This window comes from Streptomyces flavofungini, assembly GCF_030388665.1.
GTDB lineage: Bacteria > Actinomycetota > Actinomycetes > Streptomycetales > Streptomycetaceae > Streptomyces > Streptomyces flavofungini_A.
This window is the reverse complement of the sequence record NZ_CP128846.1, coordinates 7,145,787-7,158,467: the sequence shown is the minus strand read 5'-3', so window position 1 is coordinate 7,158,467 and position 12,681 is coordinate 7,145,787. Positions and strand designations below refer to the sequence as shown.

At 71.0% G+C, this 12,681-nt stretch carries 9 protein-coding genes; all 9 read right to left on the bottom strand.

Going from position 1 to position 12,681, the window contains the following annotated elements; genetic code table 11:
* Positions 1 to 7: 7 nt before the first annotated feature.
* Positions 8 to 1,219 carry a phosphoglycerate kinase gene (locus tag QUY26_RS30620; RefSeq protein ID WP_289952274.1) on the bottom strand — a complete coding sequence of 404 codons (1,212 nt, stop codon included), beginning with the start codon at positions 1,217 to 1,219 and terminating at the stop codon, positions 8 to 10.
* 124 nt (positions 1,220 to 1,343) lie between these two features.
* On the bottom strand, positions 1,344 to 2,354 hold the full coding sequence (gene gap, locus QUY26_RS30615; RefSeq protein WP_289952272.1) for a type I glyceraldehyde-3-phosphate dehydrogenase: 1,011 nt from the start codon (positions 2,352 to 2,354) through the stop codon (positions 1,344 to 1,346).
* 187 nt (positions 2,355 to 2,541) lie between these two features.
* A complete protein-coding gene (locus tag QUY26_RS30610; protein ID WP_289952271.1) occupies positions 2,542 to 5,511 on the bottom strand; it encodes a M14 family metallopeptidase in 2,970 nt (989 codons plus the stop codon).
* A 215-nt stretch (positions 5,512 to 5,726) separates the two neighbouring features.
* Positions 5,727 to 6,716, bottom strand: coding sequence for a DNA-binding protein WhiA (gene whiA / locus QUY26_RS30605; RefSeq protein WP_030358801.1), 990 nt, complete (start codon positions 6,714 to 6,716; stop codon positions 5,727 to 5,729).
* Entirely contained in the window at positions 6,707 to 7,723 is a 1,017-nt protein-coding gene (locus QUY26_RS30600) for a gluconeogenesis factor YvcK family protein (RefSeq protein WP_289952266.1), read from the bottom strand. Before QUY26_RS30600 ends, whiA begins: the two co-directional genes overlap by 10 nt.
* A complete protein-coding gene (gene rapZ / locus QUY26_RS30595; protein WP_289952264.1) occupies positions 7,720 to 8,655 on the bottom strand; it encodes an RNase adapter RapZ in 936 nt (311 codons plus the stop codon). Before rapZ ends, QUY26_RS30600 begins: the two co-directional genes overlap by 4 nt.
* Entirely contained in the window at positions 8,652 to 10,808 is a 2,157-nt protein-coding gene (gene uvrC, locus QUY26_RS30590) for an excinuclease ABC subunit UvrC (protein ID WP_289952261.1), read from the bottom strand. The genes rapZ and uvrC overlap by 4 nt, the downstream gene beginning before the upstream one ends.
* A gap of 209 nt (positions 10,809 to 11,017) precedes the next feature.
* Positions 11,018 to 11,863: a hypothetical protein gene (locus tag QUY26_RS30585; protein ID WP_436840541.1), complete on the bottom strand. Its 846-nt coding sequence runs from the start codon at positions 11,861 to 11,863 to the stop codon at positions 11,018 to 11,020.
* Between the two features lie 92 nt (positions 11,864 to 11,955).
* Entirely contained in the window at positions 11,956 to 12,603 is a 648-nt protein-coding gene (locus QUY26_RS30580; protein WP_289952258.1) for a papain-like cysteine protease family protein, read from the bottom strand.
* Positions 12,604 to 12,681 lie beyond the last annotated feature (78 nt).

Below are 12,681 nucleotides of genomic sequence, written 5' to 3'. Positions count from 1 at the left end.
AGGGGTGTCAGTTCTCCAGTGCGGCGAGACCGGGGAGCGTCTTGCCCTCGAGGTATTCGAGGGAGGCGCCGCCGCCGGTCGAGATGTGACCGAATGCGGTCTCGTCGAAGCCCAGGATGCGCACGGCCGCGGCGGAGTCGCCGCCGCCGACGACCGTGAAGGCCGACGAGTCGAGAAGGGCCTGGGCGACCGCCTTGGTGCCCTCGGCGTAGTCGGGGTGCTCGAAGACGCCCATGGGGCCGTTCCAGAAGACGGTGGCGGCGTCGGCGAGCTTCGAGGCGTAGAGCTTGCGGGTCTCGGGGCCGATGTCGAGGCCCTCCTGGTCGGCCGGGATGGCGTCCGCGGCGACCGTGGTGGGGTTGGCCGGAGCCTTGGTCTTCAGGTCCGGGAACTCCGTCGAGACCAGGACGTCGACGGGGAGCACGAACTCGACGCCCTTCTCCTCGGCGCGCTTGAGGTAGCCGAGCACGGCCGGGATCTGGTCCTCCTGCAGGAGGGAGATGCCGACCTCGTGGCCCTGGGCCTTGAGGAAGGTGTACGCCATGCCGCCCCCGATGAGGATGCGGTCGGCCTTCTCCAGGAGGTGGTCGATCACACCGAGCTTGTCGGAGACCTTGGCACCGCCGAGGACGACGGCGTAGGGCCGCTCGACGTCGTCGGTGAGCTTCTTCAGGACGCCGACCTCGGTGGCGATGAGGTAGCCGGCGTAGTGCGGCAGACGGCCCGGCAGGTCGAACACGGAGGCGTGCTTGCGGTGCACCGCGCCGAAACCGTCGCCTACGTAGACATCGGCCAGGGCCGCGAGCTGGTCGGCGAAGGCACCGCGCTCGGCGTCGTCCTTGGAGGTCTCGCCCGCGTTGAAGCGCAGGTTCTCGATGACGGCGACCTGGCCGTCGGCGAGGCCGGCGACCGTGGCCTTGGCCGAGTCGCCGACGGTGTCGGTGGCGAACCGGACGTCGGCACTCAGGAGTTCACCGATCCGCGCCGCGGCCGGGGCCAGCGAGAACGCCGGGTCCGGGGCACCCTTGGGGCGGCCCAGGTGCGAGGCGACGACCACGCGGGCGCCCGCGTCGGCGAGCGCCTTGACGGTGGGCAGGACCGCGCGGATGCGGCCGTCGTCGGTGATCGTCGTACCGTCGAGCGGCACGTTGAGGTCGGCGCGGACGAAGACCCGCTTGCCCGCGACACCGGCGGCGAGAAGTTCGTCGATCGTCTTCATGAATAGGACTCCGTGACTGGGACTTCTTGAGGGGTGCTCACGCGACAGGGCCCGAACGGCGCGACACTGCACCGTCCGGACCCTGTGCTCACATCGAGATGCCTGGCTCTGAGCCGCTGCCCGCTTAGAGCTGGCCGCCGACGAAGACCGTGAGGTCGACGAGACGGTTGGAGTAGCCCCACTCGTTGTCGTACCAGCCGAGGATCTTCACCGACTTGCCCTCCTGGACCATGGTCAGGGAGGAGTCGAAGGTGCAGGAGGCCGGGTCGCTGACGATGTCGGACGACACGATCGGATCCTCGGTGTAGTAGAGGATGCCCTTGAGGTCGCCGTCGTCGGCGGCCTTCTTGAACGCGGCGTTGACCTCGTCCTTGGTGACCTCGCGCTGCAGCTCGACGACCAGGTCGGTGGCGGAGCCCGTCGGGACCGGCACGCGCATGGCGATGCCGTCGAGCTTGCCCTTGAGCTGCGGCAGGACCAGGGCGGTGGCCTTCGCGGCGCCCGTCGTGGTCGGGATGATGTTCTCGGCGGCGGCGCGGGCGCGGCGCAGGTCCGAGTGCGGGAAGTCCAGGATGCGCTGGTCGTTGGTGTACGCGTGCACCGTCGTCATCAGGCCCTTGACGATGCCGAAGTTCTCGTCGAGAACCTTGGCCATCGGCGCCACACAGTTGGTGGTGCAGGAGGCGTTGGAGATGACGTGGTGGTTCGCCGGGTCGTACTTGTCCTGGTTGACGCCCATCACGATGGTGATGTCCTCGTCCTTGGCCGGAGCCGAGATGAGGACCTTCTTCGCGCCACCGGCGATGTGCTTCTCGGCGTCCGCCTTCTTGGTGAAGATGCCGGTGGACTCGATCACGATGTCGACGCCCAGCCGGCCCCACGGGATGTCGGCGGGGTTGCGCTCGGACAGCACCTTGATGGTGTGGCCGTCGACGGTGATGGTGTCCTCGGTGTGCGACACCTCGGCCTTGAGGCGGCCCAGGATGGTGTCGTACTTGAGCAGGTGAGCCGTCGTGGCGGTGTCACCCAGGTCGTTGACAGCCACGATCTCGATGTCCGCACCCTGCTCGAGGAGCGCGCGGAAGTAGTTGCGCCCGATGCGGCCAAAGCCGTTGATGCCTACGCGGATCGTCACGAACCGATCTCCTCGTTGGTACGCCGGTCTGAGACGCCGGCGAGTTGTATGGGATGTCCCCGACCGCCTCCGACCCTACCTCTCCGGCGGCTCCGGGGTGACATCGACAGGGGCCCCGGAGACCCGATGGCCCGTACCCCCCAGTAGGGGCACCGGCCACCGGGACCTTGGTCCCGACTACGCAGCGTCAGCGGCGCAGGTGGTCCAGTGCCTTGCCCAGGAGCCGGGCCCGGTCGGCCGCCGAGGGGAGGTGTTCGAGGCCGAAGCCGAGCAGCACGCTGTCACGCGCTGTGATCGCGGCGTGGGACTTGTAGAGCTCCCCGGTGCGCGCCCAGTCGCCCGTGATATTGGGGCTTCCGGGCGGGGCCGGGGCGACGGCCCAGGAGCCGAGCGAGGACTCGAATCCCTCGGTCTCGGTGGCGCTGCCGCCGACGACCAGCTGGGCGTTGTCGGCGAACAGACCGCGGCCGCCGCTGCCGGGGTCGGTGACGGCGCTGAGCGACACCTCCACCTTCTTGCCCGCGTAGGCGCCGAGGTCGAAGGCGACCTGCTTCCAGCCGCCGGAGGAGCCGGTGAAGCTGTTCCAGGAGCCGCTGCTGCCGCTCGCCGCGCAGCCCGTGGCACTCTGCGTCAGGTAGTGCTTGAGGAAGGGGTGGCCGTTGATGAAGAACCCGGCCGCGCACTGAGCGGGCACGGTGGCCGAGGAGCCGCCGTTGCGGTCGGGCAGCGTGGTCCAGTCGTCGGCGCCCGTGGTGTGCGCCTCGAGCAGGCCGTGGTCGAAGCCGGGCTCCAGGTTCCAGTTCAGGGCGAGCCGCAGCTCCGGCTTGTCGGCGGCCGTGACGCCGGTCAGGTCGAAGGTGCGGGTGAGCCGCTTGTAGTCCCGGTCGGCGTGGGTCGCCGAGGCCATGCCCTGGCCCGCGAAGGGCGCGTAGGGGTTGCTGAGACCGGGGTAGGAGCCGCCCGCGGCGCTCTTGAACTGCGGGAACTCCTTGGCGGGCAGGGTGTCGGAGGTGACGGTGAAGCGGCCCGCCTTGTCCAGCGGGTTGCCCTCGGCCGCGCCGAGCGCGCCGTTCGCCCCGGCGAGCGCCCCCGCGCCGCTGAAGCTCTTGGCGTCGGGCGCGGAGAGGCGTTCGTAGGCGCCCAGGTAGTACTGCGCGAAGTCGTCGGTGAGGGCTTCGCCGAGGTCGACGTCGCTGCCGGTCCGCTCGCCGGACTCGACCAGCTTGCCGCCCTCGTTGAGGTAGGCGCGCAGGGCGAGCTGGGTGGGCGCGCCGGGCACGGAATCGCCGGTGTGGTGGACGACGGCGGAGAAGTGCGAGAGGACCCCGAGCGGGTGCGGGACGCCCTGCTTGGCGACGTCCCACACGGCGGCCGAGCGTCCGCCCGCCTTCAGGGCGTCGACGTACTTCTGGGTCTGGGTGGCGGGGGCGCCTTCCTCGGCGACGACGAGGGTGCTCGCCTTGGGGCGTTCGGCCACGGTGTACGTGAAGTGCTCGCTCTGGGTGCGGCCCTTCTTCCCCTTCTTGTCGCGCCCGCTGAACCACACCTCGACCTTGTCACCCGCGCGGGCGCCCTCGACCTCGGCGCGGTACTGGTCGAAGTACAGGTTGTCCTCGCCGCCGTAGGTCTCGCCGCCCTTCCAGGCCTTGAGCTTCTCGTCGTGCGTACGGCCGCCGTTGATCCGGTAGTTGAGCTCCTTGGAGCGCACGGACTTGCGGGCGGTGACGGCGACTTCCTGGCCGCCTCTGCGCGCGTACGACGCGCTGAAGGCGTCGGGCGTGAAGTCGGGGGCTTCGATGCCGGTGACCGACACGGGCCGGTCGGGGTGGAGTGCGGTCTCGGCGACGGCGAGCGCGAAGGGGACGTTCTTCGCGAACTCCTGCTGGATCAGCTTCTCGTCGTCGGGGAAGGTGAAGATGGAGGCGCAGTCCTGGGGCCGCCAGGCGTCATCGGGGTCCACGTTCGAGGCGGTCTGGCAGGTGGACATCTCCGGCGTGAACATCGGGATGCCGTTGACGTTGCCCGCGTGGCCGTCGGCCTCGCCGTTGGTGGTGTACAGCTCGGAGGACACCTGCGGGTGGTAGCCGGGGACGGCCGGCTTCTCGGGGGTGCCGGCGAGCGCCTTGTAGAGCACGTCGTCCGGGGTGGGGGTGGCGACCTGCCAGCCCACTCCGTAGAGGATCAGTTCGGCGGCGGAATGGTAGTTGATGCCGTACGTGAAGCCGATGCGCTTCTGGAAGCGGTCGATCGCCCTGGTCTCGGGCTCGGACATCGGTCCGGTGCCGCGGTAGGTCTCCGAGGACGCCTCGGGCGAGGAACCCTCGTTGTCGTAGCCCCACTTGTAGGCGAAGTTGCGGTTCAGGTCGACGCCGTCACCGGGGGCCGTCCTGCCGTCGCCGTCGATGTCACGGAGGTTCTTGCGCCACTGCCGGTCGCCTCCGGCCGCGTGCGTGAAGTCGTAGCCGTCGGGGTTGGCGGAGAGCACGAACCACAGCTCGGTGGAGTTCACGAGCTTGGTGATCCGCTTGTCCTTGCCGTAGTTGTCCAGGTAGTGGTGCATCAGGCGGCGGGTCATCTCGGGGGTGATCCACTCGCGCGCGTGCTGGTTGGACATGTACAGCGTGGCGGGCTTGGAGCCGTCCTTGGACTTCTTGGCGTTCTTGGACAGCTTGAGCGCGAGGATGTCCTTGCCCTGGACCGTCTTGCCGATGGAGACGACCTTGGTGAGGCCGGGGTGGGCCTGCCCGGTCCTGACGATCTCCTCCTGGAGTCCGCCCTTTCCGCTGTACGGCCTGTAGACGCCGTCCCCCGCGGCCTTCACCCGCTTCGCGGCGGCGGCGGACACCTTGTGCTCGCTGAGGTCGACGCCCTTGCGCTCGATCGCGTCGGCCTGGCCCTCGGTCAGGTACAGCTCGACGCGGCCGGTGCCGCGTTCGGGCGCCTGTCCGGCGAGTTCATGGGCGTCCTGGCCCGCCTCGATCAGGATCGGTATCTGCTTCTTGGTGACGTCGGCCCGGTAGACCTTGACGGCCGCCGGGTCGTCGGCTGCCGAAGCCTTGGCCGGTCCGCTCGCCTGGGCGTGCGGTGCGGCGGCGAGTCCGCCGACGAGCAGTGCGCTCGCGGCGAGGACGGATCTCGCGCTCGCTCTTCGTCTCATGAGCCCCCCTTGCAGTTGTCCGGCACGTGTGTGCGCGAACGCCAGGCTCGTCACGCTTCATGATCATGTCAATACGGCGGGTGAGCGGCTCCCCGGCCGGGCCGCGAGGTTCTCCGGGCACGCGGAAGCCGCCGGGGCCCATGGGGCCACCGGCGGCTTCGGGGGTGCGGCGGTCTCAGACGACCATGCGACGGCTCAGACAACCATGCGGCGGCTCAGACGACCATGTTGTCGGCGAGCTCCTCGCTCAGGTTGGACTCCGTGCCGGGGATGCCGAGGTCCTGCGCCCGCTTGTCGGCCATCGCGAGCAGGCGCCGGATGCGGCCCGCGACGGCGTCCTTGGTCAGCGGCGGGTCGGCGAGCGCGCCCAGCTCCTCCAGGGAGGCCTGCTTGTGCTCCATGCGCAGTCGGCCGGCGGCCGCGAGGTGCTCGGGCACCTCCTCGCCGAGGATCTCCAGGGCGCGCTGCACCCGGGCGCCCGCGGCGACGGCGGCACGGGCCGAGCGGCGCAGGTTGGCGTCGTCGAAGTTGGCGAGGCGGTTGGCGGTGGCGCGGACCTCGCGCCGCATCCGCCGCTCCTCCCAGGCGAGCACCGACTCATGGGCACCGAGCCGGGTCAGCAGGGCGCCGATGGCGTCCCCGTCCCGGACGACGACGCGGTCCACACCGCGCACCTCACGGGCCTTCGCGGCGATCTGCAGCCGCCGGGCCGCCCCGACCAGCGCGAGCGCCGCCTCGGGCCCCGGGCAGGTCACCTCCAGGGAGGAGGAGCGGCCGGGCTCGGTCAGCGAGCCGTGCGCGAGGAAGGCGCCGCGCCAGGCCGCCTCGGCGTCGCAGGTGGCCCCCGAGACCACCTGCGGGGGCAGGCCGCGGATGGGCCGGCCGCGGCCGTCCACCAGGCCGGTCTGGCGGGCCAGCTGGTCGCCGCCCGCGACCACTCGAACGACGTAGCGCGAGCCGCGGCGCAGGCCGCCGGGGGCCATCACGATCAGCTCCGAGCTGTGCCCGAAGATCTCCAGGATGTCCCGCTTGAGGCGGCGCGCCGCCATCGCGGTGTCCAGCTCCGCCTCGATCACGATGCGGCCGCTCACCAGGTGCAGACCGCCCGCGAACCGCAGGATCGACGAGACCTCTGCTTTTCTGCAGCAGGTCCGGGTGACGGGGAGCCGGGAGATCTCGTCCTTCACCGCTGCCGTCATCGCCATGGGCCGATCCTTCCATGCATCCGAAAAATACGGTCGTACGCGGCGGCCAGCAGCTCCGGGTCGTGCTTGGGGCTGCCGTCCTCGCGGGCCACCGGCGCCAGCTCCACCGTGGCGCCGAACCGCTTGGCGGCGTCGGTCAGAGATCCACGGTCGGGCACGGCGGCCTCGTCGGCCAGCACCACGTCCAGGGCGAGTTTAGGGGCGTGTCGGGCCAAAACCTCCAAATGACGCTGCGGAGAGAACCCTTCGGTTTCTCCGGGTTGCGGCGCGAGGTTCAGCGAGAGGACCCGGCGGGCCTTGGTCTCGGTGAGCGCGTCGAGCAGCTCCGGCACCAGGAGGTGCGGGATCACCGAGGAGAACCAGGACCCGGGGCCGAGAACCACCCAGTCGGCGTCAAGGACGGCGGCGACGGCCTCCGGCACGGCCGGCGGGTCCTGCGGGACGACGTGCACGGACTGCACCTCACCCGGGGTGAGCGCGACCGTGGCCTGGCCGCGGACGGTGTCCACGTCGTCGGGGCGGTCCGGGTCGTGGCCCTTGACCAGGGCCTGGAGCTCCAGCGGCACGGCGGACATGGGCAGCACGCGCCCCTGCGCGCCGAGCAGCCTGCCGACCAGATCCAGGGCCTGGACGTGGTCGCCGAGCTGTTCCCACAGGGCGACGATCAGCAGATTGCCCACCGCGTGCTCGTGCAGGTCGCCGCGGGACTGGAAGCGGTGCTGGATGACGCGGGACCAGGTCTGGCCCCAGTCGTCGTCGCCGCACAGCGCGGCGAGGGCCTTGCGCAGGTCGCCGGGCGGCAGCACGCCCAGCTCGGCGCGCAGCCGCCCGCTGGAGCCGCCGTCGTCGGCGACCGTCACCACGGCGGTGAGGTCGCCGGTGATGCGGCGCAGCGCGGCGAGCGACGCGGACAGGCCCATGCCGCCGCCGAGGGCGACGACCTTGGGCTGGGTGCCCCGCTTGCGGCCCAGGCGGTTCAGGCGGAGCACCCGGCGGTTGGGCTTCATTCGCGCCCCATGTCCCGGTGGACGAGGACGGTCTCGATCCCGGCGGCGGTCAGTCGGGCCGCCAGCTTCTCCGACGTGGCGACGGAGCGGTGCTTGCCGCCCGTACAGCCCACGGCGATGGTCACGTACCGCTTGCCCTCGCGGCGGTAGCCCGCGGCGATCAGCTGGAGCAGTTCGGTGTAGCGGTCGAGGAACTCCTTGGCGCCGGGCTGGTTGAAGACGTACGCCGACACCTCCTCGTTGAGCCCGGTGTAGGGGCGCAGCTCGGGGACCCAGTGCGGGTTGGGCAGGAAGCGCATGTCGACGACGAGGTCGGCGTCGACCGGCAGGCCGTACTTGAAGCCGAAGGACATGACCGTGGCCCGCAGCTCGGGCTCCTCGTCGCCCGCGAACTGGGCGTCCATCTTGGCGCGCAGCTCGTGCACGTTCAGGCTGGAGGTGTCGATGACCAGGTCGGCGTCGCCGCGCAGCTCGCGCAGGAGCTCGCGCTCGGCCGCGATGCCGTCGACGATGCGGCCGTCGCCCTGCAGCGGGTGCGGGCGGCGCACCGACTCGAAGCGGCGCACCAGGGCGTCGTCGGAGGACTCCAGGAACACGATGCGCCGGGTGACGTGCTTGGACTCCAGGTCCGCGAGGGACTGGCGCAGGTTGTCGAAGAAGCGGCGGCCGCGGACGTCGACGACGACCGCGATGCGCGCGACGTTGCCCTGGGAGCGGGCGCCCAGCTCCACCATGGTGGGGATCAGCGCGGGCGGCAGGTTGTCGACGACGAACCAGCCGAGGTCCTCCAGGCACTTCGCGGCCGTGGAGCGACCCGCGCCGGACATCCCGGAGATGATCACCAGCTCGGGGATGGCCGCCTCCGCGGCTTCGCCCGGTTCGATGGTCGTGCCCGTACTCACTTGTGTTCCGCCTTCGTCGTGCTCGCTCATGTCTCCATCCCCCGTCGTGTCCGTGCGGCGCCCACGCGCGTGGGCGCCTCGCTGTCGCTCGGGGCCCCGGTCGTGTCGGGCCCGTCGCCGTGCGAGTCTTCCGCCGGTGCGGAATGCCCGCCGCCGTCGGACGAGTCTCCCGCGGGTGCGGGCTGCTCGCCGTGGCCGGAGTCACCCGCCGTCGCGGGTTCCTCCTCTTCCATGATCTCTCCAGTCGCGGTGTTCACCGCGGGCGCCGCCGGGACGGCCTGGGCGAAGGCCGCGAGGACGGCCTCCGCCGTCTTGCGGCCTATGCCCGGGACCTCGCAGATCTGGTCGATGGTCGCGGACCGGAGCTTCTTCACCGAACCGAAGTGCTTGATCAGTGTCTGTTTGCGAGCCTCGCCCAGGCCGGGCACCGCGTCCAACGGGCTCGCCTTGAAGCGTTTGGTCCGCTTCGACCGCTGGTAGCCGATCGCGAACCGGTGCGCCTCGTCGCGCACCCGCTGGAGCAGGTAGAGCCCCTCGCTGGTGCGCGGCAGGATCACCGGGTCGTCCTCGCCGGGCACCCAGACCTCTTCCAGGCGCTTGGCGAGGCCGCAGACGGCGATGTCGTCGATGCCCAGCTCGTCCAGGGCCCGCTGGGCGGCGGCGACCTGCGGCTGGCCGCCGTCGACGACGACGAGCTGCGGCGGGTACGCGAACTTCTTGGGCCGCCCGTCCTCCTCGGTGAGGCTCTCCTGAGCCTGTTCCGGGGACCACTCCCCCGTCTTCTCCTTCTCGGCCAGATAGCGCCGGAAGCGCCGGGTGAGCACTTCGTGCATGGACCGGACGTCGTCCTGCCCCTCGAAGCCCTTGATCTGGAAGCGGCGGTACTCGCTCTTGCGGGCGAGGCCGTCCTCGAAGACGACCATGGAGGCGACGACGTCGTCGCCCTGGAGGTGGGAGATGTCGTAGCACTCGATGCGCAGGGGCGCGCTGTCGAGCTCCAGGGCGGCCGCGATCTCCTCCAGGGCGCGGGAGCGGGTCGTGAGGTCGGAGGCGCGCTTGGTCTTGTGCAGCACGAGGGACTGCTGGGCGTTGCGCGCGACGGTCTCCATGAGGGCCTTCTTGTCGCCGCGCTGCGGGATCCGCAGGGACACGTTCGACCCGCGGCGCTGGGTGAGCCACTCCTGGACCGGCTCGACGGGGTCCGGCAGGGCGGGGACGAGCACCTCCTTGGGGACGGAGTCGCCCGTCTCCTCTCCGTAGAGCTGCTGGAGCGCGTGTTCCACGAGGTCGGCGGTGGTGACCGCCTCGACTTTGTCGGTGACCCAGCCGCGCTGGCCGCGCACGCGTCCGCCGCGCACGTGGAAGATCTGGACGGCCGCCTCCAGCTCGTCCTCGGCGACGGCGATCAGGTCGGCGTCGGTGGCGTCGGCGAGGACGACGGCGCTCTTCTCCATCGCCTTCTTGAGGGCGTCTATGTCGTCGCGCAGCCGGGCCGCGCGCTCGTACTCCATGTCCTCGGCGGCGTCCGTCATCTGCCGCTCCAGGCGCCGGATGTACGTCCCCGTGCGGCCGGTCATGAACTCGCAGAAGTCCTCGGCCAGTTCGCGGTGCTCCTCGGCGGAGACCCGGTCCACGCAGGGCGCCGAGCACTTGCCGATGTAGCCGAGCAGGCAGGGGCGGCCCGTGCGGGCGGCGTTCTTGAAGACCCCGGCGGAGCAGGTGCGGACCGGGAACACGCGCAGGAGCAGGTCCACGGTGTCGCGGATCGCCCACGCGTGGCCGTAGGGACCGAAGTAGCGCACGCCCTTCTTCTTCTGACCGCGCATCACCTGCACGCGCGGGAACTGCTCGTTCATCGTCACCGCGAGGTACGGGTAGCTCTTGTCGTCGCGGTACTTGACGTTGAAGCGCGGGTCGTACTCCTTGATCCAGGTGTACTCCAGCTGGAGCGCCGCGGTCTCCGTGGCGACGACGGTCCACTCGACGGAGGCCGCCGTCGTCACCATCGTGGCCGTGCGCGGGTGGAGGTTCGCCAGGTCCTGGAAGTAGCTCGCCAGGCGCTGGCGCAGGCTCTTGGCCTTCCCGACGTAGATCACCCGGCGGTGCTCGTCGCGGAACTTGTAGACCCCCGGCGAGTCGGGGATCTGTCCCGGCTTGGGGCGGTAGCTGGAAGGGTCGGCCATGTCGGACAGCCTACTGGCGAGCAGTGACAGTCAGTGGCGGCGGCCGTGCGGCGCCGAGGCTCGGGCCGTGCGCTCTTCTCGCCCGCTTCAGCGCGTCCGCTTCTCTCCCCCGGCCCCGGCGCGTCCGGGCGACCGCTCACGGTGCACCCGCCCGCCCTGTGCGGGGCGGGCGGGTGCGGGAAACGTCCCGGCCGGCGGCCGGGGCCAGGTCAGCTCAGGCGGCGGGAACGACGCCGGAGCAGGGCCGCGCCGGACAGGCCGAGGGCGACCAGCGCCCCGGCTCCGGCCACGGTGGAGGCGACGGTGACCGCCCCGTCGGAGGAGGAGGACGAGGCGGACTCGGGCGCCCCGCCCGCCTTGGCCGACTCGGCCGCCGGTTCCTCGGAGTAGCCGCCCGCCTTGCCCGACTTGGCGTACGCCGACCCCGGCAGTTTGTCCCCGTACGCCTTCTGGACCCGCTTGCGGTAGGCGTCGGTCGAGGTCCCCTGCGCGCCGACCGCGCGCACGGCGTCCTTGTCGAGCGGCAGGACGCGCGCCCCCTTGGTGACGTACCAGCCGTTGATCTGCGGCTCGTGGAAGACGGTGCCTCCGGGGAGCTTGTCGGCACCCACGCGCGCGTAGTGGGTCTCGTCGTCCCCGGTGGCGATGTTCACGATCTTCCAGGAGCCTGCCTGCCGGACGGACCAGAGCGATGCCTCCTGGCCGTCGGAGGAGACCGCCTTGCTGGCCAGGAACTCCATACGGGCGACGGGGGCGTCCTTCTTGCCGGCGACGAAGTCGGGCGACAAGTAGTAGACGGGCACGGCCTTGTCGCCTGCCACGCGCGGCTCGGCCGCGGCCTTCGTGACGGCTCCCTCGCGGGCGAAGAAGCGGGACAGCGTGTCGAGGGTCTTCGGGGCCTCGGCCGCGTCGTGTGCGGCGCCGCGGGCGGCGTCCGAGGGGGCTGAGGGCGCGGGCGGCGCGGGCTTCGCGGCCGGGCCGGAGTCGGCCGTGGCGTGCGGGGCCGCGAGGCCGAGGAGCAGGGTGGCGGCCGAGCCCGCGAGCACGGCCTTCAGCGCGCGACCGGAAGAAGCACGACCGGAAGAAGCCCGGCCGGAAGGACGACCGGAGGGAACGGGACCGCGAGAAAGGGGACTGGTCATCGCTCTCACGCCCCTATCCGGTACAGCGAGTGGGTCCAGGAGAAGGTGCTGTTGTTGACGTACCAGCCGTGGGACGCCCAGTTGTAGCGGTCGCTCGATGGCCACGGGTCGCCCCAGTACACCCAGCTGTTGGCGGTGTCGTAGCCGTAGATGACGTGCATGTGGCCGCCGCCGTTGGACCACTGGATGCGGGTCTCGACGGGCCGGTTCGCGTTGATCTCGGACTGCACGGTGGGGTAGCGCAGCCAGCCGGTGACGTAAGAACCGGAGTTGATGCCCGCCCAGCGGAGGCCGGTCTGGACGTTGCCGAGGGTGGCCTGGTTGTTGGGGCACTCGGTGTTCTGGTTGCGGCCGAAGGCGGCGTTGCAGAACTGGTTCTGGCTGTAGTTCCTGCCGAGGTACGTGGCGATGGTGTTGCCCGCCGCGGCCCAGCACCAGTTGGTCTTCTGTTGCGCCTGCATCGTGATGTTCAGGCGCTTGGCGGCGAGGACCGACGGGTCGGCCGCTCCCGAGGCGGCCGGAGCGACGGTCGACGACGTGTCGTGGGGTGCCGCGGCGGCGGTGGCCGCCGGTACGGCGAGGAAGGCCGCCGCGGCGACGGCCAGTGCGGACAGCCGTCTGCGACGGCTCGATCCGCGGGTGGAGTGGTGCATCGCGTTCCTCCCGAGCGGAGTGGGGGTGGGATGTGGAGGAGCGCGTCCGGACGCTGCGATTGAGCATCAGGTGTTGTC

Bases quoted from the DNA above. Each gene is read 5' to 3' on its own strand.
- QUY26_RS30620 (WP_289952274.1), bottom strand. From the start codon at position 1,219: ATGAAGACGATCGACGAACTTCTCGCCGCCGGTGTCGCGGGCAAGCGG.
- QUY26_RS30610 (WP_289952271.1), bottom strand. From the start codon at position 5,511: ATGAGACGAAGAGCGAGCGCGAGATCCGTCCTCGCCGCGAGCGCACTG.
- whiA (WP_030358801.1), bottom strand. From the start codon at position 6,716: ATGGCGATGACGGCAGCGGTGAAGGACGAGATCTCCCGGCTCCCCGTC.
- QUY26_RS30600 (WP_289952266.1), bottom strand. From the start codon at position 7,723: ATGAAGCCCAACCGCCGGGTGCTCCGCCTGAACCGCCTGGGCCGCAAG.
- rapZ (WP_289952264.1), bottom strand. From the start codon at position 8,655: ATGAGCGAGCACGACGAAGGCGGAACACAAGTGAGTACGGGCACGACC.
- uvrC (WP_289952261.1), bottom strand. From the start codon at position 10,808: ATGGCCGACCCTTCCAGCTACCGCCCCAAGCCGGGACAGATCCCCGAC.
- QUY26_RS30580 (WP_289952258.1), bottom strand. From the start codon at position 12,603: ATGCACCACTCCACCCGCGGATCGAGCCGTCGCAGACGGCTGTCCGCA.